At 71.1% G+C, this 21,306-nt stretch carries 22 protein-coding genes; 9 read left to right on the plus strand and 13 right to left on the minus strand.

Annotation, left to right across the window (positions count from 1 at the left end; all coding sequences use genetic code 11):
- Window positions 1–130: 130 nt before the first annotated feature.
- Window positions 131–1,960, minus strand: coding sequence for a gamma-glutamyltransferase (gene ggt / locus ACFVYR_RS03305; RefSeq protein WP_384248068.1), 1,830 nt, complete (start codon window positions 1,958–1,960; stop codon window positions 131–133).
- Window positions 1,961–2,064: 104 nt separating this feature from the next.
- Here ggt and ACFVYR_RS03310 point away from each other — a divergent pair, with 104 nt between their 5' ends.
- The 3 genes from ACFVYR_RS03310 (at window position 2,065) to ACFVYR_RS03320 (ending at window position 5,862) form a co-directional block, all read left to right on the plus strand.
- Window positions 2,065–2,817, plus strand: coding sequence for a hypothetical protein (locus ACFVYR_RS03310; RefSeq protein ID WP_384248069.1), 753 nt, complete (start codon window positions 2,065–2,067; stop codon window positions 2,815–2,817).
- A gap of 134 nt (window positions 2,818–2,951) precedes the next feature.
- Window positions 2,952–4,145 carry an Ig-like domain-containing protein gene (locus tag ACFVYR_RS03315; protein WP_384248071.1) on the plus strand — a complete coding sequence of 398 codons (1,194 nt, stop codon included), beginning with the start codon at window positions 2,952–2,954 and terminating at the stop codon, window positions 4,143–4,145.
- A 115-nt stretch (window positions 4,146–4,260) separates the two neighbouring features.
- Entirely contained in the window at window positions 4,261–5,862 is a 1,602-nt protein-coding gene (locus tag ACFVYR_RS03320) for a CocE/NonD family hydrolase (RefSeq protein WP_384248072.1), read from the plus strand.
- Window positions 5,863–5,913: 51 nt separating this feature from the next.
- Here the strand turns inward: ACFVYR_RS03320 and ACFVYR_RS03325 are convergent, their stop codons facing one another.
- From ACFVYR_RS03325 to ACFVYR_RS03345, 5 genes are all read right to left on the minus strand, one after another.
- Window positions 5,914–6,801 (minus strand): amino acid ABC transporter permease, encoded by an 888-nt coding sequence (locus tag ACFVYR_RS03325; RefSeq protein WP_384248073.1) that lies wholly within the window; start codon window positions 6,799–6,801, stop codon window positions 5,914–5,916.
- Complete coding sequence (locus tag ACFVYR_RS03330) at window positions 6,798–7,442, minus strand: amino acid ABC transporter permease (protein ID WP_384248075.1); 645 nt, start codon at window positions 7,440–7,442, stop codon at window positions 6,798–6,800. The genes ACFVYR_RS03325 and ACFVYR_RS03330 overlap by 4 nt, the downstream gene beginning before the upstream one ends.
- Window positions 7,443–7,451: 9 nt before the next feature.
- Window positions 7,452–8,396: a glutamate ABC transporter substrate-binding protein gene (locus ACFVYR_RS03335; protein ID WP_384248076.1), complete on the minus strand. Its 945-nt coding sequence runs from the start codon at window positions 8,394–8,396 to the stop codon at window positions 7,452–7,454.
- A gap of 15 nt (window positions 8,397–8,411) precedes the next feature.
- Window positions 8,412–9,155, minus strand: a complete 744-nt coding sequence (locus ACFVYR_RS03340) for an amino acid ABC transporter ATP-binding protein (protein ID WP_384248077.1) — start codon at window positions 9,153–9,155, stop codon at window positions 8,412–8,414.
- A 114-nt stretch (window positions 9,156–9,269) separates the two neighbouring features.
- The gene (locus tag ACFVYR_RS03345) at window positions 9,270–9,713 is read right to left on the minus strand and encodes a DUF6278 family protein (protein ID WP_384248079.1); all 444 of its coding nucleotides are present in this window, start codon (window positions 9,711–9,713) and stop codon (window positions 9,270–9,272) included.
- Between the two features lie 313 nt (window positions 9,714–10,026).
- On the opposite strand from ACFVYR_RS03345, the gene ACFVYR_RS03350 reads away from it, so the two are divergent.
- The 3 genes from ACFVYR_RS03350 to ACFVYR_RS03360 are packed head-to-tail and all read left to right on the plus strand — an operon-like array spanning window position 10,027 to window position 11,275.
- Window positions 10,027–10,173: a hypothetical protein gene (locus ACFVYR_RS03350; protein WP_384248080.1), complete on the plus strand. Its 147-nt coding sequence runs from the start codon at window positions 10,027–10,029 to the stop codon at window positions 10,171–10,173.
- Window positions 10,170–10,826 carry a PRC-barrel domain-containing protein gene (locus ACFVYR_RS03355; protein WP_384248082.1) on the plus strand — a complete coding sequence of 219 codons (657 nt, stop codon included), beginning with the start codon at window positions 10,170–10,172 and terminating at the stop codon, window positions 10,824–10,826. Before ACFVYR_RS03350 ends, ACFVYR_RS03355 begins: the two co-directional genes overlap by 4 nt.
- Window positions 10,823–11,275 (plus strand): hypothetical protein, encoded by a 453-nt coding sequence (locus ACFVYR_RS03360; protein WP_384248084.1) that lies wholly within the window; start codon window positions 10,823–10,825, stop codon window positions 11,273–11,275. Before ACFVYR_RS03355 ends, ACFVYR_RS03360 begins: the two co-directional genes overlap by 4 nt.
- Before the next feature lie 67 nt (window positions 11,276–11,342).
- On the opposite strand, the gene ACFVYR_RS03365 is transcribed toward ACFVYR_RS03360, so the two are convergent.
- Together ACFVYR_RS03365 and ACFVYR_RS03370 are read right to left on the minus strand one after the other, a co-directional pair.
- Entirely contained in the window at window positions 11,343–12,170 is an 828-nt protein-coding gene (locus ACFVYR_RS03365) for an ABC transporter permease (RefSeq protein WP_384248086.1), read from the minus strand.
- Window positions 12,167–13,078 carry an ABC transporter ATP-binding protein gene (locus ACFVYR_RS03370; protein ID WP_384248088.1) on the minus strand — a complete coding sequence of 304 codons (912 nt, stop codon included), beginning with the start codon at window positions 13,076–13,078 and terminating at the stop codon, window positions 12,167–12,169. The genes ACFVYR_RS03365 and ACFVYR_RS03370 overlap by 4 nt, the downstream gene beginning before the upstream one ends.
- Window positions 13,079–13,211: 133 nt before the next feature.
- On the opposite strand from ACFVYR_RS03370, the gene ACFVYR_RS03375 reads away from it, so the two are divergent.
- The 3 genes from ACFVYR_RS03375 to ACFVYR_RS03385 all read left to right on the plus strand — a co-directional run bounded on the left by ACFVYR_RS03375 (window position 13,212) and on the right by ACFVYR_RS03385 (window position 17,115).
- Entirely contained in the window at window positions 13,212–14,504 is a 1,293-nt protein-coding gene (locus tag ACFVYR_RS03375; RefSeq protein WP_384248090.1) for a sensor histidine kinase, read from the plus strand.
- The gene (locus ACFVYR_RS03380) at window positions 14,501–15,163 is read left to right on the plus strand and encodes a response regulator (protein ID WP_384248092.1); all 663 of its coding nucleotides are present in this window, start codon (window positions 14,501–14,503) and stop codon (window positions 15,161–15,163) included. Before ACFVYR_RS03375 ends, ACFVYR_RS03380 begins: the two co-directional genes overlap by 4 nt.
- Before the next feature lie 239 nt (window positions 15,164–15,402).
- A complete protein-coding gene (locus ACFVYR_RS03385; protein ID WP_384248657.1) occupies window positions 15,403–17,115 on the plus strand; it encodes a GDSL-type esterase/lipase family protein in 1,713 nt (570 codons plus the stop codon).
- Between the two features lie 41 nt (window positions 17,116–17,156).
- Here ACFVYR_RS03385 and ACFVYR_RS03390 read toward each other — a convergent pair whose 3' ends face one another.
- The 5 genes from ACFVYR_RS03390 to ACFVYR_RS03410 all read right to left on the minus strand — a co-directional run bounded on the left by ACFVYR_RS03390 (window position 17,157) and on the right by ACFVYR_RS03410 (window position 21,303).
- Window positions 17,157–17,936, minus strand: coding sequence for an exodeoxyribonuclease III (locus ACFVYR_RS03390; RefSeq protein ID WP_384248094.1), 780 nt, complete (start codon window positions 17,934–17,936; stop codon window positions 17,157–17,159).
- A gap of 30 nt (window positions 17,937–17,966) precedes the next feature.
- Window positions 17,967–18,599, minus strand: a complete 633-nt coding sequence (locus ACFVYR_RS03395) for an MBL fold metallo-hydrolase (protein WP_384248659.1) — start codon at window positions 18,597–18,599, stop codon at window positions 17,967–17,969.
- Between the two features lie 55 nt (window positions 18,600–18,654).
- Window positions 18,655–19,956, minus strand: coding sequence for a 4-carboxymuconolactone decarboxylase (gene pcaC, locus ACFVYR_RS03400; RefSeq protein ID WP_384248661.1), 1,302 nt, complete (start codon window positions 19,954–19,956; stop codon window positions 18,655–18,657).
- Window positions 19,957–19,988: 32 nt separating this feature from the next.
- Window positions 19,989–20,360 (minus strand): transposase, encoded by a 372-nt coding sequence (locus ACFVYR_RS03405; RefSeq protein ID WP_384248096.1) that lies wholly within the window; start codon window positions 20,358–20,360, stop codon window positions 19,989–19,991.
- Window positions 20,361–20,673: 313 nt separating this feature from the next.
- Window positions 20,674–21,303, minus strand: coding sequence for a hypothetical protein (locus ACFVYR_RS03410; RefSeq protein WP_384248098.1), 630 nt, complete (start codon window positions 21,301–21,303; stop codon window positions 20,674–20,676).
- Window positions 21,304–21,306: the final 3 nt, after the last annotated feature.

Below are 21,306 nucleotides of genomic sequence, written 5' to 3' on the forward strand. Positions count from 1 at the left end.
GTCTGCCGGTTCGGAAGATAACACCAGATGCGTTACGGGACGACTACATGCAGTTTTCGGACGCCTGCGGGATCCGCGGGGTTCTCCGGTGAACGGGGGCCCCGCCTCCGAGGCCCCCGAACGCGCCGGTTCACTCGCCGGGCCGCACCACCATCGCCGAACCGCCGCCCCTGCGGCTCGTCTCCGCTGCCGCGAGCCACTTGCCGCCGGACAGCCGCTGCACTCCGGTGGCCGCGCCGATCTCGGGGTTCTGCTTGAAGGAGTGCCCGATCGACTCCAGGGACTTCCTCGTCCGGCTGTTCCAGAGACCCGGTTCGAGCTCGGTCTGCGCGGTGTTGCGCTGGCTCGCGCGCGGCGCGGCGATCGCTTCGACCAGGGGAAGGTCCCGGTCGACGAAGTTCGTCAGGGTCTGCAGGACGGTCGTGACGATGGTCGCGCCGCCCGGCGAGCCGAGCGCCACCACCGGCTTGCCGTTCTTGAGCACGATCGTCGGGGAGATCGAGGAGCGCGGGCGCTTGCCGGGGCCCGGCAGGTTCGGGTCGTGGACCGCCGGGGAGGCGGGCGCGAAGGAGAAGTCGGTGAGTTCGTTGTTGAGCAGGAAGCCGCGGCCCGGGACGGTGATGCCGCTGCCGCCCGTGGACTCGATGGTGAGGGTGTACGCGACGATGTTCCCCCACTTGTCGGCCACCGTCAGGTGCGTGGTGTTCTCGCCCTCGTACGTCGTCGGGGCCGCCTTGCCGACCGTGCCGCACGCCGTGGGGTGGCGCGGGTCGCCGGGCGCGAGCGGGCTCTTGAGGACGGCGTCGTCCTTGATGAGGCACTCCCGCGAGTCGGCGAACCGCTGGGTGAGGAGCTGTTTCGTCGGTACGTCCTCGAAGGCGGGGTCGCCCACCCAGCGCCCCCGGTCGGCAAACGCGATGCGGCTTGCCTCGATGTAGCGGTGCAGGTACTCCGTCTTCGACGCCCTGGAGAGGTCGGTGCGCTCCAGGATGTTGAGCGCCTCGCCGACGGTCGTGCCGCCGGAGGAGGACGGCGCCATGGAGTAGACGTCGAGGCCGCGGTAGGAGGTCTTCGTGGGCTTCTGCCGCTTCACCCCGTACGCCGCGAGGTCCCGCAGGGAGAGGTCGCCGGGCCTGACCGCACGGTCCGAGTCCGGGTCCACGGGCGGCTTGTTCACCGTGCGTACGACATCCTTGGCGAGCTTGCCGCGGTACATCTCGCCCACGCCCTTGCTGCCCAGTTCCGCGTAGGTGCGCGCGAGGTCGGGGTTCTTGAAGGTCGAGCCGACCACGGGCAGCTCGCCGCCCGGCAGGAACAGCTTCGCCGTGGCGGGGAAGTCCGCGAACCGCTCCTGGTTCGACTTGGTCTGCGCGCGGAACGTCGGGTCGACCGTGAAACCGTCGCGTGCCAGGCGCTCGGCGGGCTTCAGGAGCGTCCGCAGGCTTTTGCTGCCCCAGGTGTCGAGCGCGGAGCGCCAGGTGGCGGGGGTGCCGGGGGTGCCGACGCCGAGGCCGCTGGTGACGGCGTCCGCGAACGGGATCGGCTTGCCGTTCTCCAGGAAGAGCCCGGAGTCGGCGGTGCGCGGGGCCGTTTCGCGGCCGTCGATGGTGCTGACCTCGTGGGTCCTGGCGTCGTAGTGGACGAAGTACCCGCCGCCTCCGACGCCCGCCGAGTATGGCTCGGTGACGCCGAGCGCGGCGGCGGTGGCGACGGCCGCGTCCACGGCGTTGCCGCCGTTCTTCAGCACCTCGATGCCGGCCGCCGACGCGTCCGGGTCGACGCTGGCGACGGCGCCCCCCTCACCGACGGCGACCGGCACCTTGTCGGGGGTCCTCGCCCCCTGTTGCGCGGAAGCCGGTTCCGCCGGGCGCGCGGGCGAAGGGGGCGCGGCGGCACCCACCGACGCCAATACCCCTCCGACCGCCAATAGCGTCAGATTTCGTGCGACAGCGCGACGCATTCGTACCTCCAGTCAACATCCGTCTGCGCAGCGTAACTTCGACGCCCCCATCACGTAAGGACCTCCTCGAACACCGGTCCGACAGCCCGCTAGCATGCGCCCCCATGACTGAAGACGTGCGGAACCTCGTCCTCGGCCTGATCGCGGTCGGCATCAGCGCCGTCCTTGGCTGGCTCCTCCGCGGCCACCTGTGGAAGCGCAGGCTCCGCCGCAAGCAGGCCTTCTTCGGGCTGCCCGACAACTCCGAGTCGCTGCTCGTGGTGAACCGCGACACGGGCGGCCCGGAGCTCATGGTGGTGCGCCAGGACGTGTTCGCGCTCATCGAGCTGGCCGCGGTGATCAAGGAGTGCGGCGCGCACACCCAGGTCGTCGCGCACGACGCGGCCCAGCAGGGTTTCGGCGAGCGCACCGAGTTCTGCGTGGGCACACCGGTGGCGAATCGCCGCATGGCCGCCCATATGCACTCCCTGCTGCCCGGCGTCCGGGTGAACGCCGAGCCCGAGCCGGTACCCGACCGCGGCGCCTTCCAGATCGGCGGCGAGCGCTACCGCCTCGAGGCCGGTCTCACCGAGTACGTCATCCTCGCCCGGCTCACCGCGGACCAGGGCCAGGACGCACGGCCCGTCTTCCTCTTCTGCGGCCAGCGCGCGGTCGCGAGCCAGGCCGCCACCCGCTATCTGGCCCGCCACCACGAGAAGCTCGCCCGCAAGCACGGCAACAGCCCCTTCGTACTGCTCCTGAAGATCGTGAATTCGCAGGCGTACGGGCCGGACGTCGTCGAGCTCGTAGCGGACGTCACGCGCGAGGCCCGGACCCCGCTGCCCGCGCCGTCCCGCACCTCTCATCGCGCCAAGTGAGGCGACTCTCACGGAGTGGCGACACCATTCAGGGCACTTCTGTGACCTACTAGGCATTTTCCGGACAACAGACAACCCATCCGGGCCATCCGCCCTCTTTCCGTGCAGTCCACATTCGCACGGAGGTACGTTCCTTGACCCCCCAGAGCTCTTCGAGCCGCCGACGCCCCCTTCGCGCCCGCCACACGGCGGTCGCGGGCCTCGCGGTGCTCACCGCCGCCCTGACCGCCTGTTCGGGCGGCAGCGGCTCGTCCGGCGACGCCAAGGCCGCCGAGAAGCCGAAGATCTCGGTGAACCTCTCGGGACAGCAGGCGAAGGCGGGCGGCCCGGTCACGGTGAAGCTGGCCGACGGCCGGCTGAAGGAGGTGTCGGTCGCCGACGACAAGGGCGCGAAGCTGCCCGGCAAGGTGTCCGCGAACGGCACCACCTGGACCTCGCAGCGCGCGGCGGCGCCCGGCACCGCGTACCGGGTCCAGGCGAGCACGGACAAGGGCGGCAGCGCCAAGTCGTCCTTCAGGACGGCCGCGCCCGAGAAGGTCAACAAGGTGACCCTCGCCCCGGGCAAGGGCACCACGGTCGGCATCGCCCAGCCCCTGTCGATCACCTTCGACCACCCGGTGCGCAACAAGGCCGAGGTCGAGAAGGCCCTCAAGGTGACGACGTCGAACGGCACCACGGGATCCTGGGGGTGGATCAAGAACTACGACGGCAAGGACCGCGTCGACTGGCGCCCCAAGGAGTACTGGAAGTCCGGCACGAAGGTGAAGCTGGACGCCCGCCTGAACGGCATCGACTCCGGCGGCGACGACTGGTTCGTCCGCGACTACGCGACCGGCTTCACCGTCGGCAGGAGCCAGGTCGTCAAGGTGAACCTGGACAGCAGGACGGCGACCCTTCAGCGCGACGGCAAGGCCGTGAAGTCGGTTCCGATGTCGGCCGGCACGCCCGGCGGCGAGAAGGCCTCCTGGGGCGGCACCTCCGTCCTGATGTCGAAGGAGGGCACGATCAACATGCGCTCCGAGACGGTCGGACTCTCCGGCAGCGACAGCTACAACAAGATGGTCGACGACTCGATGCGGCTCACCTGGTCGGGCATGTACGCCCACGCGGCCCCGTGGAACGCCTCGTACTTCGGGAACACCAACCACAGCTCGGGCTGCATCGGCATGAGCACCGCCAACGCGGACTGGCTCTACCACGAGACCCAGATCGGCGACCCCTTCGAGGTCGCCGGGAGCGGCTCGAAGGGCGTCCCCGACCCGGGCAACGGCTACGGCGAGTGGAACATCTCCTGGTCGGACTGGCAGGCCAAGAGCGCGCTCGCGTAGCCGCCAACTCTTCAACATCGTTACCGGGGCGTAACTTACCGACGGGTTACCCCCGGTAAAGCGTCGCGGTTACCGTCGGGTCACTTTGCACTTTCAACGAGTGAGGAAGTGACCTGTGAGAGCTCCGCACCCGCACCGGGCCCTGCGCACCACCACCGTGGGCGCCGTCTCCGCGACCCTCGTCGCGGGCGCCGCCCTCGGTCTCGCCCCGACGGCGCAGGCGGCACCGGCCGCCGCGCCGCCGGCCGCGAGCCCCGCGGACGTACGCTTCGTCGACATACCCGGCGACGGAGGCACCGTCCTCAAGGCGAACGTCTTCACCCCGGGGGACGCGCAGCCGGGCACGACGTACCCCTCGATCGTGCTGCCCACCAGCTGGGCCATGCCGCAGATCGAGTACGTCGCCCAGGCCCAGAAGCTCGCCGACGCCGGCTATGTCGTGGTGAGTTACAACTCGCGCGGCTTCTGGCAGTCCGGCGGCGAGATCGAGACCGCGGGACCCGAGGACATCGCCGACGCCTCCAAGGTCATCGACTGGACCCTCGCCCACACCCCGGCCGACCCGGCCAAGGTCGGCATGGCGGGCGTCTCGTACGGCGCGGGCATCAGCCTGCTCGTCGCCGGGCACGACAAGCGGGTCAAGGCCGTCGCCGCGCTGAGCGGCTGGGGCGACCTCATCGACTCCATCTACAGCGGCCGCACCCAGCACGCCCAGGCGGCGGCCCTGCTCGGCGGCGCGGGCGCGCTCACCGGCCGCCCCAGCGCCGAACTCCAGGAGACGCTGAAGGACTTCCTCGGCTCCAACCTGGACAAGGAGGACGAGATGATCGCGTGGGGCGCCAAGCGCTCCCCCGCGACCTACCTCGACCGGATCAACGAGAACGGCGCGGCCGTCATGCTGGGCAACGCCTGGGGCGACACGCTCTTTCCGCCCAACCAGTACGCCGAGTTCTACGAGCGCCTCACCGGCCCCAAGCGCCTGGAGTTCCGTCCGGGCGACCACGCGACGGCGGAGGCGACGGGCCTGCTCGGCCTGCCCAACGACACCTGGACCTCCACCCGGCGCTGGTTCGACCACTACCTCAAGGGCGCGGACAACGGCATCGACAAGGAGCAGCCGGTCCAGCTCAAGTCCCGTTCCGAAGGCGGCTACGAGGGCTACCCGGACTGGAAGTCGGTGGGGCCCACCCGCAAGAAGATCGACATGGCGGGGACCACCACGATCCACACCAACGTCGACTCGGGCGCCAACGGCGGCATCGCCATCCTCTCCAACGCCCTCGACCAGTTCCTGAAGATCCCGCCGATGGCCTCGGTGCCGCTGCTCCCGCGCCGCTACACCGGCGTCTGGCAGTCGGAGAGGTACGCGGACACCCAGCGTGTGCGCGGGACGGCGAAGCTGCACACCACCCTCTCCAGCACCAAGGAGAGCGGCACCCTCGTCGCGTACCTCTACGACGTGGGCCCGCTCGGCCTCGGCAAGCTGGTCAGCAACGCGCCGTACACCTTCCACGGCAAGACGCCCGGGAAGCCGTTCGGCGTGGACCTGGAGCTGTTCTCCACGGCCTACGACATACCGGCTGGGCACAAGCTCGCCCTGGTCGTCGACACGGTCGACCCGCTCTACATCGAGCACAACCCGTCCGGCGCGCAGCTGACCTTCTCCTCGCCGGAAGCGGACCCGTCGTACGTGTCCGTTCCCCTGCGCGAGCAGTGATCTCCGGCTGCCGCCGGACCGGGCATGGCCCTACGTGCTACTGCGCTCCCCCTACGGCCCCATGGGCGTGGGGGGACCACCGGGCAGCAGCGTCCCCGGTTCGGCCGGCGCCACATCGGCGGCCTCCGTCTTGGGGTTGCGCCGCTGACGCTTGGACACCCACTGGGCGAACCACGACAGCAACATGCACATCCCGATGTAGACAGGTGAGATCACCATGACCACGGGGATGAAAGGCAAATCGTAGTCGAGGTTCGACGCGATCAGCTTCCCGGCATGGAGGAACTCCTCGTAGGTGATGAGATAACCGAGCGAGGTGTCCTTCAGGGCCACCACCAACTGGCTGATGATGGCGGGCAACATGGCACGAACGGCCTGCGGTACGAGGACGTGTGACATGACCTGTGTCTTGCGCATTCCAAGTGCGTAGGCCGCCTCCCGCTGCCCCCTCTCCACGGAGTTGACGCCGGATCGGAAGACCTCGGCGAGTACGGAGCCGTTGTAGAGCGTGAGCCCGGCGACCAGCGCGGGCAACGGCTGGACCTTCAGCGCCACGAAGACGAAGAAGATCATCACCAGGACCGGCATGGCGCGGAAGAACTCCACGACGAGTGTGGCGGCCCAGCGCACGGGCCGGTGGTCGGAGAGCCTGCCCATGGCGAGCAGGCCGCCGAGCGCGAGCGCGAGGACCGCGGAGATCGCGAAGGCCTTGAGCGTGTTGCCGAGGCCGCGCAGGAGGAGTTCCTGGATGCCCTTGTACGCGAAGGGCGTCCACTTCACCGACGTGAACTGGTCGGTGTCGAAGAGCAGGTAGAGGATCCACCCGATGAGCGCGAGCACGAGCAGGGTGGAGAGCGCCCCGTACGCCTTGTGGCGGCGGACGGTCCGGGGGCCCGGGATGTCGTAGAGGGCGGTGGAATCGTGGGAGAGGGCTTTCATCGGGCGACTCCCCAGCGCTTTTCGAGGACATTGAAGACCGCGCTGATGGCGAGGGTGATGACGAGGTAGCCGACGGCGATCCAGACGAAGGTCCAGATGATGTTGTAGCCCAGCTCGCTGAGCGTCTTGTACGTGCCGAGCAGCTCGGTGACGCTGAACGCGCCCGCGATCGCGGAGTTCTTGGCGAGCGCGATGAGGTTGGAGCCGACCGGCGCGATGACGGAGCGGAAGGCCTGCGGAAGGACCACCATGGAGAGGGTCTGGCCGAAGGACATGCCGAGGCTGCGGGCCGCCTCCCCCTGCCCCTTGGGCACGGTGTTGATGCCCGATCTGAGCGCCTCGCAGATGAAGGCCGAGGTGTAGCAGCCGAGGGCGAGCACCGCGAACACCTTGAAGGGCAGCACCAGGCCGAAGCGCGGAAGACCGAGCAGCACCGCGAAGAAGAGCAGTGTGAGCGGGGTGTTGCGCAGGATCGTGACCCACGCCGTGCCCAGCGCCCGGAAGGAGCCGACGGGCGCCACCCGGAAGGACGCCATGACGAAGCCGAGCACGAGGGCGAGGACCGAGGCGTAGACGGTCAGTTCGACGGTGCCGAGGAATCCCTTGCCGAACGTGGAGAAGTTGTCTGTCAGTACGTCCACGACGCCTCCTCAGCTCGCCGGGTAGCGGTCGATGGCGGGCGGCTTCGGAGCCGGGACCCCGGAGAGGCCGAGGGTGGCGTCGTACGCCTTCTTCCAGTCGCCGTCCTTCTCGCGGGCCGCGAGGGCGTCGTCCACGGCGAGCCTGAGGGCGTTGTCGCTCCTGGGCACGCCGATGCCGTACGGCTCCTTCGAGAACGGCTTGCCGGTCACCTTGAGTTCGTCGGGCACCTTGGCCGCGTAGCCGATCAGGATGGCGTCGTCGGTGGTGACGGCGTCGACCTGGAAGGTCAGCAGGTTGTCGACGCAGACCGAGTACGTGTCGTAGGCCACGAGGGTGGCCTTCGGGTAGTCCTGCTGGATGCGCTGGTAGGGGGTGGATCCGGCGGCCGAGCAGACGCGTTTGCCGGCGAGGTCCCGCGGGCCCTTGATGCCGTCCTCGTCGCTGCGCACGAGCAGGCCCTGGCCCGCCATGTAGTAGGGGCCGCCGAAGCCGACGAGCTTCTTGCGGTTGTCGTTGATGGTGTAGGTGCCGACGTAGTAGTCGATCTGCCCGTTCTGCAGGGCGGTTTCGCGGTTCGCCGACGCGATGGTCTTGAACTCGATCCGGCCCGGGTCGAGACCGAGCGAGGCCGAGATCATCTTGGCGATCTCGATGTCGAAGCCGGAGTACCTGCCGTTGGCCGGGTCCTTCTCGCCGAGGTAGGGCTGGTCCTCCTTGGCGCCGACGACGAAGTGGCCGCGGCTCCTGGCCTTCTTCCAGGTCCGCGACGCGGGCAGCTGGAAGCCGGTCGCCACCCGGTACTTGGGCAGCTTCTCGGCGGCGGGCCCCTTGGCCGGCGGGCTGCCCTCCTTGCCGCAGGCAGCGGCGGCGCAGGCGGCGAGCAGGAGCGCGGCGAGCAGGCGTGTCGTACGTGTGGTCCGGCGCGTGGTGTGACGCGTGGTGTGGCGCTTCACGAGCACGTCCCCCCGTCAGTGCTTGAGGATCTTGGAGAGGAAGTCCTTGGCGCGCTCGCTCTCCGGGTGGGTGAAGAAGTCCTCGGGGGTGCGGTCCTCGACGACGCGGCCGTCCGCCATGAACACGACCCGGTTGGCGGCGGAGCGGGCGAAGCCCATCTCGTGGGTGACGACGACCATGGTCATGCCCTCGCGGGCGAGCTGCTGCATGACTTCGAGGACCTCATTGATCATCTCGGGGTCGAGGGCCGAGGTCGGCTCGTCGAAGAGGAGCGCCTTGGGGTCCATGGCCAGCGCGCGGGCGATGGCCACGCGCTGCTGCTGGCCGCCGGAGAGCTGCGCCGGGTACTTCTCGGCGTGCGCGGAGAGCCCCACGCGCTCCAGGAGCTCCCGGGAACGCCGGTCTGCCTCGTCCTTCTTGCGGCCCCGCACCTTGATCTGCGCCAGTGAGATGTTCTGGAGAACGGTCTTGTGCGCGAAGAGGTTGAAGGACTGGAAGACCATGCCCACCTCGGTGCGGAGTCTCGCGAGCGCCTTTCCCTCGTCGGGCAGCGGCTGCCCGTCGAGCCGGATCTCGCCCGACTGGACGGTCTCGAGCCGGTTGATCGTCCGGCACAGTGTGGACTTGCCCGACCCCGAAGGGCCGATGACCACGACCACCTCCCCCTTGCCGACGGTGAGGTCGATGTCCTTCAGGACATGCAGTTCCCCGTAGTACTTGTTCACATCACGCAGCTCGATCAACGGATCGACGGCCATGGCAAGACCTGCCCACTCTCAGCTGTGTACGTCCGCGCAAACTATCCACGTAGAAACGGGACTTACTGGACGACACGCACTTATGGGCATTAACCGTATTTGACGCAATTCCGGTTACGCCTCGGAAGCCTCCGCGTAGACCTGCGACAGCTCGGGCGCCCCGTGGACCGCCCAGCCGAGCCCCGCCTCCACGACCTGGATGTCCCGCCCGCTCCTCAGCCGTACGACGGGGCTGCCGCCCGGCCAGACGTCCCAGGTCGCGCCCGGCACGGTCCGCACCACGACGGAGCCGAGGTAGAGCCCCGCGTCGTTGCCGAGCCAGGGCAGCAGCTCGGGGTCGTCGCGCCAGCGCGGCAGGAGCTGGTCGAGGGCGGTCAACGAGGCCGGGGAATCGTCGAGTTCGAGACCGGCGGCGCCGGCCTGGGAGCGCAGCAGCTCACACTCGAAGAGCAGCTCGGCGACACCGTCCGGGTCCTGCTGGAAGGCGGCCGCGAGACCTTCGGCCGGATCCGCCGAGGAGTGCCGTCTGCGCCACTTGTCGAGGAACGGGATATTCATGATCGGCCTCTCCCATGTCCGGATTCCCACGAATGTACCTTGCGTCAGCTGATCACGGAATCAGGCGGATCACCCTCCGCAGAGGGTCGTCCTGGCACCCGGCGCATCGCATCTGATCCGCCGCTCAGCCGGGGAAGACCTCGATCCGTTCGCCGTTGAGGAGGCCGGGCGGCGCCCACCCGGCCGGGGATATGACACAGGCTCTCACCCGATGACCCATGAGGTGACTGTTCGGCGCGAGGGGGTACCCGTGGGGATCTGATGGCCGGTCCGGTCGGACGGGGCCGGTCCCGGTCGGTCCGGGAGGTGGACGATGGTGTGGTGGGCGTGGTTGGTCGCCGTGCTCGTCGTGGTGGGGCTGCTGGTCGCCGCGTTGGTCGGTGTGCAGGCCCGGCGGCGCAGCGGCGGTGTGATCGTGGTGCGGCGCGGGCGGCGCCCCGGGCGGGGGAGGGCACGATGACGGCGGCCCTGCCCGCGGTGCTCGCGGCGGGTGACCTCACCAAGCGGCCGGTGGTCACACTGGACGGCGAGGCGGTCGCGCAGGTCAAGGATGTCGTGCTGGACGGAGCGGGCGGCCGGATCGCCGGGTTCACGCTGGCCGGGCGCGGGCTGCTGTCCGGCCCGATGCGCAAGAGCCTGCCGTGGGCGGCGGTCCACGCGCTGGGCGCCGACGCCGTGATGATCGCTTCGGCCGACTCGCTGGAGGACAAGTCGGCCGTCGCGTCCTGGCAGGAGGCCTCGGGCGGTCTGGTGCGGGGCGCCCGCGTGCTCACGGATCAGGGCGTGCAGGTCGGCACCGTCCTCGACGTACTGGTCGAGGCCGGCCGGGAAGGCCGGGTGGTCGGCGTCGAGATGTCCTCCACCGAGGCGCTTGGCCGGCACGAGCGCAAGGTCTTCCTGCCCCTCGGTGGCTGCCCGGCCATGACCGGCGACACGTTGCTTGTCCCCGCGCGGGACACCGAGTACGTCGTCGAGGAGCTGGGCGAGCTGGCCGCCGCGATGTGGAGCAAACGGCTCGCCGACACGGGCGGGCTCACGGCGACGGGCGGGCCGCACATCGCGGAGGAGCCCCACGCGGGCCCCGGCACCACCGGTGAGGAGCGGACCTCATGATGCTGCTCAGTCAGACCGTGGGACGCCCTGTCGTCAGCGCATCGGACGCCGCTCAAATCGGCACCGTGGCCGGGCTCGTCGTCGAACCGGAGGGCCCGGACGGCGCCCTCGTCACCGGCGTGCGCCTGGACGGCGTCAAGGACGGCGGTGACGTCGTCGCCTGGGCGGACGTGCACGCGGTCGGTCCCGACGCGGTCGTCGTCGGGGCGGCCACGGCGGCCCGGTTCGTCTCGGCCGACTCGTCCAAGAGTCAGGACCTGCTGGGCAAGCGCCTGTTGACGGAGCTCGGCGACACCGTGGGGACACTCGCCGACGTCGCGTTCGACCCGGAGTCCGGTCGCATCGACACCCTGCACAGTTCGCGCGGCGACCGGATCCCGGGCGGCCGGCTGCTCGGCATCGGCTCGTACGCCGTGGTCATCGGTGTCGCCGGGGAGGGCGGCGCTTGACGGGTCGTCGCCCCGGATGAGCTCACATGTCCCCCGGGGCGAGTTCACCCCTCACCCCGGGACGAGTTCACACGTCGCGCCGGTCCACGGTGAACACGGCGACGGCCGCCGCGGCCACCGGCCAGATGGCCATGACCAGCCACGCGCCCGTGGGCGTCCACGGGTAGAGGGCATCGGCGCCGCCGGCGCCCTGCTCCGAGAGCCGCAGCCACGCCTTGTACGGCATCGTGTGGCCCATGACCGCGGTGACGTACCGGTCGTCGCTGAGCGCGATGGGCAGCAGGAGGAGCAGCACGAACGAGGCGACCATGGTGGCGCCGCTGTGGCGCAGCAGGGCGCCGAGCGCCATGCCGGCCAGGGCGGAGACCGGCGCGAGCAGCGCGGACGCGATGACCAGGCGCCACGCGCCGGGGTGGCCGATCGGGACGCCGGCGCCCTTGCCGGACAGGATCGCCTGGGTCAGCCAGAAGGAGCCGCCCGCGACGGCCGCCCCGAAGGCGGTCATGACCGCGGCGATCACCAGGGCCTTGGCGGCCATCAGCGGGCGCCGGGCCGGGACGGCCGCGAACGTCGTGCGGATCAGCCCGGTCCGGAACTCCGCGACGAGACAGAGGGCGCCGACGGCGCCGGCCGAGAGCACCAGGATCAGGCTGGCGTTGCCGGTGAAGGCCTCCTGCAGCGGGATGCCGTCACGGATGAAGCGGGCCCGGTGGGCCGCGTCGTCCTGCGACCAGTAGCGGTAGGTGTCGTACGCCGTACCGGCGTTGACGGCGACGACGGCGAGCCCGGCGAGCAGCAGGGACCAGCCGGTGGAGCGCAGTGACCACAGCTTCAGCCACTCGGCGGCGACGAGGTCGCGGAAGCGGGGGCGGGGCTCGGCGGGCTGCCGGTTCATCGGGGCTCTCCTGCCGGGTATTCGACGCTGTCGGCGGTCAGTTCCATGAACGCCTCCTCCAGGGAGGCGGTCCGCGTGGTCAGTTCGTGCAGCGGGACCCGGTGCTCCAGGGCGAGTTCGCCGACGCGGGGCGCGCTCACTCCGCTCACCGCGAGCCGCCCGTCGTCCTCGGCGGCCACCGACGCCCCGGCGGCGGTGAGCAGCCGGGCGAGCGCCGGGGCGTCGGGGGTGCGTACGGTCACGGCGGCGCGGCCCGAGCGGCCGGCGAACGCGGCGAGGCTCTCCGCGGCGATGAGTTCGCCGCGCCCGATGACGATCAGCTGGTCCGCGGTGTGCTCCATCTCGGACATCAGATGGCTGGAGACGAACACGGTGCGGCCCTCGGCGGCGAGGCGCCGGAAGAGGGCGCGCACCCACCGCACGCCCTCGGGGTCCAGGCCGTTGAGCGGTTCGTCGAAGAGCAGCACCGGCGGGTCGCCGAGGAGCGCGGCGGCGATGCCGAGGCGCTGCCGCATGCCGAGCGAGAAGCCCGCGACGCGGCGCCGTGCGGCGTCCGCAAGGCCGGCCTCCGCGAGGACCTCGTCGACCCGGGAGCGCGGGATGCGGTTGCCGCGGGCGAGGACGCGGAGGTGGGCGCGGGCGGTGCGGCCGCCGTGCACGTCGCCCGCGTCGAGGAGGGCACCGACGTGCCGCAGGCCGCGCGCCCGGTCGCGGAACGGCCGCCCGCCGACGGTGACGGAGCCGCCGGTGGGCCCGTCGAGGCCGAGGATCATGCGCAGGGTGGTGGACTTCCCGGCGCCGTTCGGGCCGAGGAACCCCGTCACCAGGCCCGGGCGCACCTGGAAACTGAGGGCGTTCACCGCGGTCGTGGCGCCGTACCTCTTCGTCAGTTCGTTGACTTCGATCATGGGGACCACGGTGCCGCGCGCCGCCCCCGCCCGTCGTCGGCCCGGCGCTGACACTTGCCGTCGGCGGGGGTCGACCTGGGTCGTACACCCGCGGTCCGATGTCCGGACGAATCCGCCTGGCTACGATCGGCGCATGTCCGTCACACCGCCGATGTCCCTGTTCAGGCATGCCCCGCCGGGCGTGTGGGCCGCCGCCTCCTGGTGTCTGGGCATGGCTGTCGCCGCCCGGGCGTACTCCGGGCTCCCGCTGATGCCGACGAGTGCGTTCGGGGGCCCGTCCCCGGTCGGGTGGCTGGTCGTCGTGGTGGCCACCGGGACGGCGGTGGTCGCCGCGCGGCTGCTGGGGCGCCGTCCCCTGCCGGCCCTCGGGCTGCTGATCATCGCCTCGTACGCTGCCACCCTCGCGCTCAACGAGACGGGCATCGCCTTCCTGCAGTACGCGGCCATCGACGTCGCCCTGGGCTTCATCGCGGCGACCAGGGCCCCGCGTTCGCGCCGGGCGGCCCTCGTCCTCGCACTCTGTGTCCTGCCCGGCTACGCGCTCCTGCGGCAGTTGCTCGGCCTCCCCGTCCAGCTCCCCCACTCCCTGGACACCAGCTGGTCCGAGTGGCGGACCTACTCCCTGATGGCCGTCGTCGGCTGGCTGGTGGGCGACTCTGTGCGGCGGGCCCGCGCGTACGCGGAGCGGCTCAGCTCGCAGGCCACGACGCAGGCCGTCACCGCCGAACGGCTGCGCATCGCACGGGAGATGCACGACACGGTGGCGCACAGCATCGGCATCATCGCCTTGCAGGCGGGCGCGGCGGCCCGGGTCGTCGAGACCCGGCCGGCGGCGGCGCGGGAGGCGATGACCGCGGTCGAGCTCGCGGGCCGGGAGACCCTCGCCGGGCTGCGCCGGATGCTGGGCGCGCTGCGCGAGAACGAGTCGGGCGAGGGGCCGGACGGGACGCGTCGGCCGGCGCCGCGCGGTCCCGCCGAAGGCCTCGCGGACGTGGAGCGGCTCGCCGCATCGACGACGGCGGCCGGGGTGCGGGTGGACGTGACATGGCGGGGCGAGCGGCGGCCGCTGCCCACGGACGTCGACCTGTCGGCGTACCGCATCATTCAGGAATCACTCACCAATGTGGTGCGGCACGCGGCCACCACGGCCTGCACGGTGTCCGTGGACCACCGCGACGAGGAGATCATCATCGAGATCGAGGACCGCGGCCGGGGCCGCGCGAAGACGGCCGCCGCGTCAAGCACCGGCACGGGCACGGGCACGGGCCCAGGCACGGCCTCAGGCACGGGCGTTGGCTACGGCCTCGTCGGCATGCGCGAGCGAGTCGCCCTGCTGCACGGCGAGTTCAGCGCCGCGCCCCGGCCCGGAGGCGGCTTCCGCGTACGCGCCCGGCTGCCCCTGCCCGCCCCGGCGGTCGCCCGATGACGGCGGTCCGCGTCCTGCTCGTCGACGATCAGCCCCTCGTCCGTACCGCCCTCGGCATGGTCATCGCCGAGGCCCCGGACATCGAGGTCGTGGGCGAGGCCGCGTCCGGTGACGAGGCCGTCCGGCGGTGCGCGGAACTGCGCCCGGACGTCGTGGTGATGGACATCCGGATGCCCGGCATGGACGGCATCGAGGCCACCCGCCTGATCACGTCGGGCCCGACGCCCGCGCACGTCGTCGTCCTGACCACGTTCGACGACGACGATTACGTGTACGGGGCGCTGCGCGCCGGTGCGGCAGGCTTCCTCGTCAAGGACATGGCCCTAGACGACATCCTGGCGGCGGTGCGGACCGTCGCGACCGGCGACGGGCTGCTCGCGCCGAGCGTCACGCGCCGCCTGATCAGGGAGTTCGCGCAGCGACCCGCGTCCGCGCCGCCGCGCGATGTCACGCTCGCGGGCATCACCGACCGCGAGCACGAGGTCCTGACCCTGGTGGGCCGCGGCCTCTCCAACACCGAGATAGCCGGGGAGCTCTGCCTCAGCGTCGCCACCGCGAAGACGTACCTGACCCGGCTGCTCGCCAAACTCGGCGCGCGGGACCGGGTGCAGCTGGTGATCATCGCGTACGAGAACGGGCTGGTGTCGGCGGAGCGTTGAGGCGGCCAGGGAAACAGCCGGTGCTGCGGCAGGCGCCGGTCCCCCGTCCCCCGTCTCCCGTCTCCCCGGCGAGTTCGCGTCGCGTTCACGCGTCCCTCATTGACTCGTCTCCGGTGCCTCCTTAGCTTCATGGCGCATCCGTCATCGCCCACCGCGCGGGAGGAGCTACGTTGCGTACGTTGCCTCGACGTATCCGGGGAGCCGCCGTCGCGCTCGCCCTGTTCACGGGCATCCTGCCCATGGCACCGGCACAGGCCGCCGCCCCGCACGGACCCGGGCCGCTCCCCCTTGAGCGGCTCTTCGACAACCGCGCCGTCAGCGACGACGCCCGCCCCGCCGACGCGGACTTCGACGGTGCGGGCGGCTCGCTGTCCGCGCGGGACCTGGCCTCCGCGGGCTGGCTCCCCGGCCGGCCCCTGGCCGTCGACAGGGCCCGCCTCACCTGGCCGCGCACCGCGCCGGGCGCGCCGGACAACGTGCGGGCCGACGGGCAGGCGGTACGGGTGCGCGGGCGCGGGGACGCCCTCGCCTTCCTGGTCGCGGGCACGGGCGGCGAGGCGAGCGGCACGGGCACGGTCCACTACCGGGACGGCTCGCGCGGCGGCTACCGGCTCACCGCCCCGGACTGGCGCTCGGGCCCGCTCGCCACCAAGTCCGTCGCCCTGCCGCACATCAACACCCCCGGCGGTCAACTCGCCGAGAAGGCGAAGCTGTACGTGGTGACGGTGCCGCTGGCCCCGGGCCGCGAGGTCGCCTCGGTGCGGCTGCCCCGCGATCCCGGCGCCGCCGACCTGCACGTCTTCGCCCTGTCCGTGCGGGCGGGGACGAAGGGCTGGACCGGCACCTGGTCGGCGTCGACCGCGGGCTACCCGGCGGTGGGCCCCTGGACCGACCGGACCGTGCGGCTCGTCGTGCACACCAGCGCCGGCGGGCCGCGGGTACGCGTCCGGCTCGACAACACCTTCGCCGCGGCGCCCGTGCGGATCGGCGGCGCGACGGTGGCGGCGCGGGGGACGGGGGCGGGCGCACGGGGCGAGCCGCGGCGGCTGACGTTCCGCGGCGCCACCGGCACGGAGATCCCGGCGGGCGCCCAGGCGTTCAGCGATCCCCTCGGCTTCGACGTGCCCGCCGACACCGACCTCCTGGTCAGCTTCCACCTGCCGGGCCCCGTGACGGCCGCGCCCGTGCACAGCCAGGCGAGCCAGCGTTCGTACGTCAGCACGCCCGGCGACCACGCGGCGGACGCCTCCCCGGCGGCGTACACCTCGACGATCACGACGTGGCCGCTGCTCACCGGCGTCGACGTGAGCGGCGGGCCCGGCTCCGTCGTGGTGCTCGGCGACTCGATCACCGACGGCGCGAAGTCGACACCGGACGCCAACCGGCGCTGGCCCGACGTCCTCGCGGACCGCCTCAGGAACCAGACCCGTGTGCCGCGCTACGGCGTGCTCAACCAGGGCGTCTCCGCGAACCGGGTGGTCGCCGACCGCTATCCCGGCGACGGCGTCTCCACCGACACGGGCGGCGTGAGCGCCCTGCACCGGCTCGACCGCGATGTCCTGGCCCAGACGTCCGCACGCACCGTCGTCGTCTTCGAAGGGGTCAACGACGTGCGGTGGGGCGCCTCGGCGGGCGAGGTGATCGCCGGTCTGCGGCAGCTCGCGGACCGCGCCCACGCGCGCGGCCTGCGGGCCGTGGCGGCGACGATCGCGCCCTGCGAGGGCGAGTCGCTCTGCACGGCGGCCGCGAACGGGCAGCGGGAGGCCGTCAACGCGTACCTGCGCGGGAGCGGTGCCTTCGACGCCGTACTCGACTTCGACGCGGTGCTGCGCGATCCCGCGCACCCGGCGCGGATGTCCCCTGCCTACGACAGCGGGGACCACCTGCACCCGGGCGACGCGGGCCTCGCGGCACTGGCCGGGTCGGTGGAGCTGCGACTGCTGGCGCCGTAAGCACTAGAGCCATACAAGTACTGATATGCCCCCTGTACGCCCTATACGTCCAGGTCGACCACGACCGGGGCGTGGTCGGACGCGCCCTTGCCCTTGCGCTCCTCGCGGTCCACGTACGAGTCGGAGACGGCCTTCGCGAACGGCTCGTTGCCGTAGACGAGGTCGATGCGCATCCCGCGGTTCTTGGGGAAGCCCAGCTGGCGGTAGTCCCAGTACGTGAACGGGTGCGCGTACTTCAGGGGGCGCGGCACGACGTCCGTGAGGCCCGTCTCGCGCAGGGCCGCGAGGGCGGCGCGCTCGGCCGGGGAGACGTGCGTGGCGCCGACGAAGAGCGACGGGTCCCAGACGTCGTCGTCGGTCGGCGCGACGTTGAAGTCGCCGAGGACCGCGAAGGGGCGCGGACCCGCCGCGTCCTCGGCGACCGCCGCCCTCAGGGCCTCGAACCACTGGAGCTTGTAGGTGTAGTGGGCGTGGTCGACCTCGCGGCCGTTGGGCACGTACACCGACCAGAGGCGGACCGGACCGCAGGTCGCGGAGATCGCGCGCGGCTCGTCGAGGCCGTCGTACCCGGGGCCGCCCGGCAGGCCCTTGACGACGTCGTCGAGGCCGGCCCTGGAGACCAGCGCCACGCCGTTCCACCGACCCGTCGCGTTCACCGCGGACTCGTAGCCCAGCTCACGGAGCTCGGCGGCGGGGAACTGCTCGGCCGTCGTCTTGGTCTCCTGGATGCACAGCACGTCCGTGCCGCTGCTCTCCAGCCAGGCCAGGAGCCGCGGCAGACGGGCGGTGATCGAGTTCACGTTCCAGGTGGCGATGCGCATGTTCCCCAACCTACCGAACACCACTGACAGTCAGAGCGCGACCGACTCCCCCGGCGTGAGCCGCAGGTGCCGGGTGCCGCCGAGGGAGCCGATCTGGTTGTCGTAGATCGGCCGGGCCAGGTCGGTGAGGAGGGCGTCGTGCACGTCGTAGGCCCGCTGCGGCTTGACCTCACGTACGTAGTCGATCACCTCGGAGATCTTGCTCCAGGGGGCCATGACGGGCAGCATCAGCGTCTCGACGGCCTGGTCAGGGACGGTCAGCGCGTCGCCGGGATGGAACACGGAGCCGTCCACCAGGTATCCGACGTTGGTGATCCGCGGGATGTCCGGGTGGATGACCGCGTGCAGCTCGCCGTGGACCTGCACGTCGAACCCGGCGGCCGTGAAGGTGTCGCCGTGCCCGACGGTGTGCACGCGCCCGGGGAAGGCCGCCGAGATCTTCTCCGCGACGGACTTCAGGGTCCAGATCTCGGCGCCGGGGCGGGCCTCCATGGCGGCCCGCAGCCGGTCCTCGCTGAAGTGGTCCGGGTGCTCGTGCGTGACGAGGATCGCGTCGGCGCCGAGCGCGGCGTCCTCCTCGCTGAAGCCGCCGGGGTCGACGACGAGCGTGCGTCCGTCCTTTTCGAGACGCACGCACGCGTGGGACTTCTTGGTGAACGTCATGCCCTTGGCGCGGACGGAGCGGGTGTCGGCGGAAGTCGTCATGCCTCCCATCCTGCTACTCCTGCGGCGTGGTTTCCTCACGGATCACGGCCTGGGCGACCCGGAAGGCCGAGTTCGCCGCGGGAACACCGCAGTAGACGGCGGCCTGCAACAGGACTTCCTTGATCTCGGCGGGGGTGAGGCCGTTGCGCAGCGCGGCCCTGGTGTGAAAGCCGAGCTCCTCGAGGTGGCCGCCCGCGACGAGCGCGGTGAGCGTGACGCAGCTGCGTGAGCGGCGGTCCAGACCCGGGCGGTTCCAGACCTCGCCCCAGGCGTAGCGCGTGACGAGCTCCTGGAACTCCCCCGAGAAGTCGTCGGCGGCGGCGAGGACCCGGTCGACGTGCGCGTCCCCGAGGACTTCGCGGCGGACCTTCATCCCGGCGTCGTAGAGGTCGGGCCGGACCCCGCCCGCCACGGCCTCGGGCTGCTCCACCGAGGCGATCTCGGCGACGGGCGCGACGGGCGACGGCGGGGCGAGGACGGGCTTGACGGGCGGCGCGCTGATGGCCGACTGCCCCGCGCCCGCTTCGGCGGCGCTCTGCCAGGCCGAGGAGAAGTGGCGTACGAGGAGGTCGGTGACGGCGGCGGGCTGCTCGACCGGCGCGAGATGAGAGGCGCCCGGCACGACGGCGAGCCGCGCGTCGGGGACCCCCGCGACGAGCGTGCGGGCCTCGCCCTGTCCGGTGACCTGGTCCTCGGAGCCCACGAGGACCAGCGTCGGCACGCCGATCCTGCCCAGCTCGGCGCGGATGTCGAAGGCGGCGAGGGCCTCGCAGGCGGCGATGTAGCACCCCGGGTCGGTGGTGCGCACCATCTGCACGGCCCAGTCGGTGATCGCGGGCTGGGCGGCGGCGAAGCCGGGCGTGAACCAGCGGTCGGGTGCCGAGCGCGCGATGGGGTCGAGGCCGTTGCTGCGCACGATGACGCCGCGCTGGCGGAACTCGTCGGCCGTGCCGAACCGCGGCGAGGCGGCGATGAGCGCGAGGGAGGCGACGCGCTGCGGATGCCGGAGCGCGAGCTCGGCCCCTATGGCGCCGCCGAAGGCGCACCCCGCGTACCCGAAGCGCTGCACACCGAGCTCGTCGAGCGTGGCGAGCAGCCGGTCGGCGAGCTCCCCGACGGACCCGCACGGGTGGGCGGGCGCGCCACCGTGCCCGGGCATGTCGAAGCGGAACACCCTCCACTGCCGGATCAGCTCGGGTATCTGCCGGTCCCACATGTGCCAGGTGGTACCGAGTGAGGCACCAAGGATCAGGACCGGAGCGTCTTCTGGCCCGTCGAAGCGGTATTGCAAAGTGTTCATCGGTGTCTCGCTCACCCGCCAGACCCTCTCATCCGTCACGACAGCCCCTATGAGCGGGGTACTGGCTGTAGCTGTTTGACCAGGTGGAAGACCTCCCGGACCGCGTAGCGTTTGAGGCAACGGACGATTTCGCGACGGGTCTTCCCCTCCTTGACCCGGCGCTCGTAGTAGTCCTTGGTACGTGTGTCGACCCGCAGGCGCGTGAGCACAATGCGGTGGAGGGCGGCATTGGCCTGCCGGTCGCCGCCGCGGTTGAGGCGACGGAACTGCCGGCGTCCCGAGGAACGCTCGACGGGACTGACCCCGCACAAAGCGGCGAAGGACGCCTCGCTGTCCAAGCGTTCCGGGTTGTCTCCCACCGTGATCAACAACGCGACCGCCGTGTCCGGACCGATGCCCACCACATCGAGCAGTTGCATCGAGCAGTTGCGGGGCATGGCATTTCGCGAGGCGGGCCAGGCGAGTGTCCACCTCCCGGATCTGCTCGGAGAGCTGGCCGATCCGGTGGGCGAGCAGACCCAGTGTGATCCGCGTGGGCTGCAGCACCGCCGTCCGCTGGGCACTGAGGGCTACCTGACCGGGAGGACCTTGCGCACTCTCCGGGCACACTGCGCCAGTCTCGAACGCGAGCGCCACCACGCCCACCGTCGCGCAAAGCACGAACCGAATTTCAACGATCCCAGGTGCGACTCCCTGATGGTCACTGATCATGAAGCCGATCGGCAGGAAGCGTCATTCCCCGTCCCAGCCGGCGAGTTCAGCGACGGAGGCGGTGGCCATTTTGATCTCGTCACGAACGGGTGCGCAAGAGCCGCGAAGATCTTCCAGGAATGCTCCTGTGAGTCCAGCTTCCACCTGGTCGCTGTTCAAGTTCCGGACGGAGGCCACGAAGGCTTTCTGGGCATCCTGTTCCAGTTGCTGGAGCCGTCCGACCTCTTCTTCCTCTCCTGCCTCAATCATGGCGATTCTGCTGCCGCCGAGCTTGAAGTCGAAGCTACCGAGGATTGTTTCTAGGGTCTGGCCGGACATCTCGGCCCGTGAAGGAGTCGGATTCAGGAAAACGGCGATCGCGTTGGCTGCGAGCATTGCAGACTGGAGGATGGAGAACCCCTTGGTTCCCGGATCATCAGCGTCGAACGACTCTCCTCTCGCCTCGAACTCCTCCAAGATTTCCATGAGCTCGTCCTCTTCCACCTCGCCGAGCGGCGCCTTCCAGGCACTGTCCAGAATGTAGGAGAACCATTCGACATCCGGCTCATCGGCAAGCGCGGAGAAGACGCCACTCCCGCGCTCCGCGCAGGAAAGGCAGAACCCTGCAAGGAAAATACTCGGGATCTCGTGAAGTGCGGAGTAGGTCTCCACGTT

Source organism: Streptomyces sp. NPDC058284, assembly GCF_042881135.1.
GTDB lineage: Bacteria > Actinomycetota > Actinomycetes > Streptomycetales > Streptomycetaceae > Streptomyces.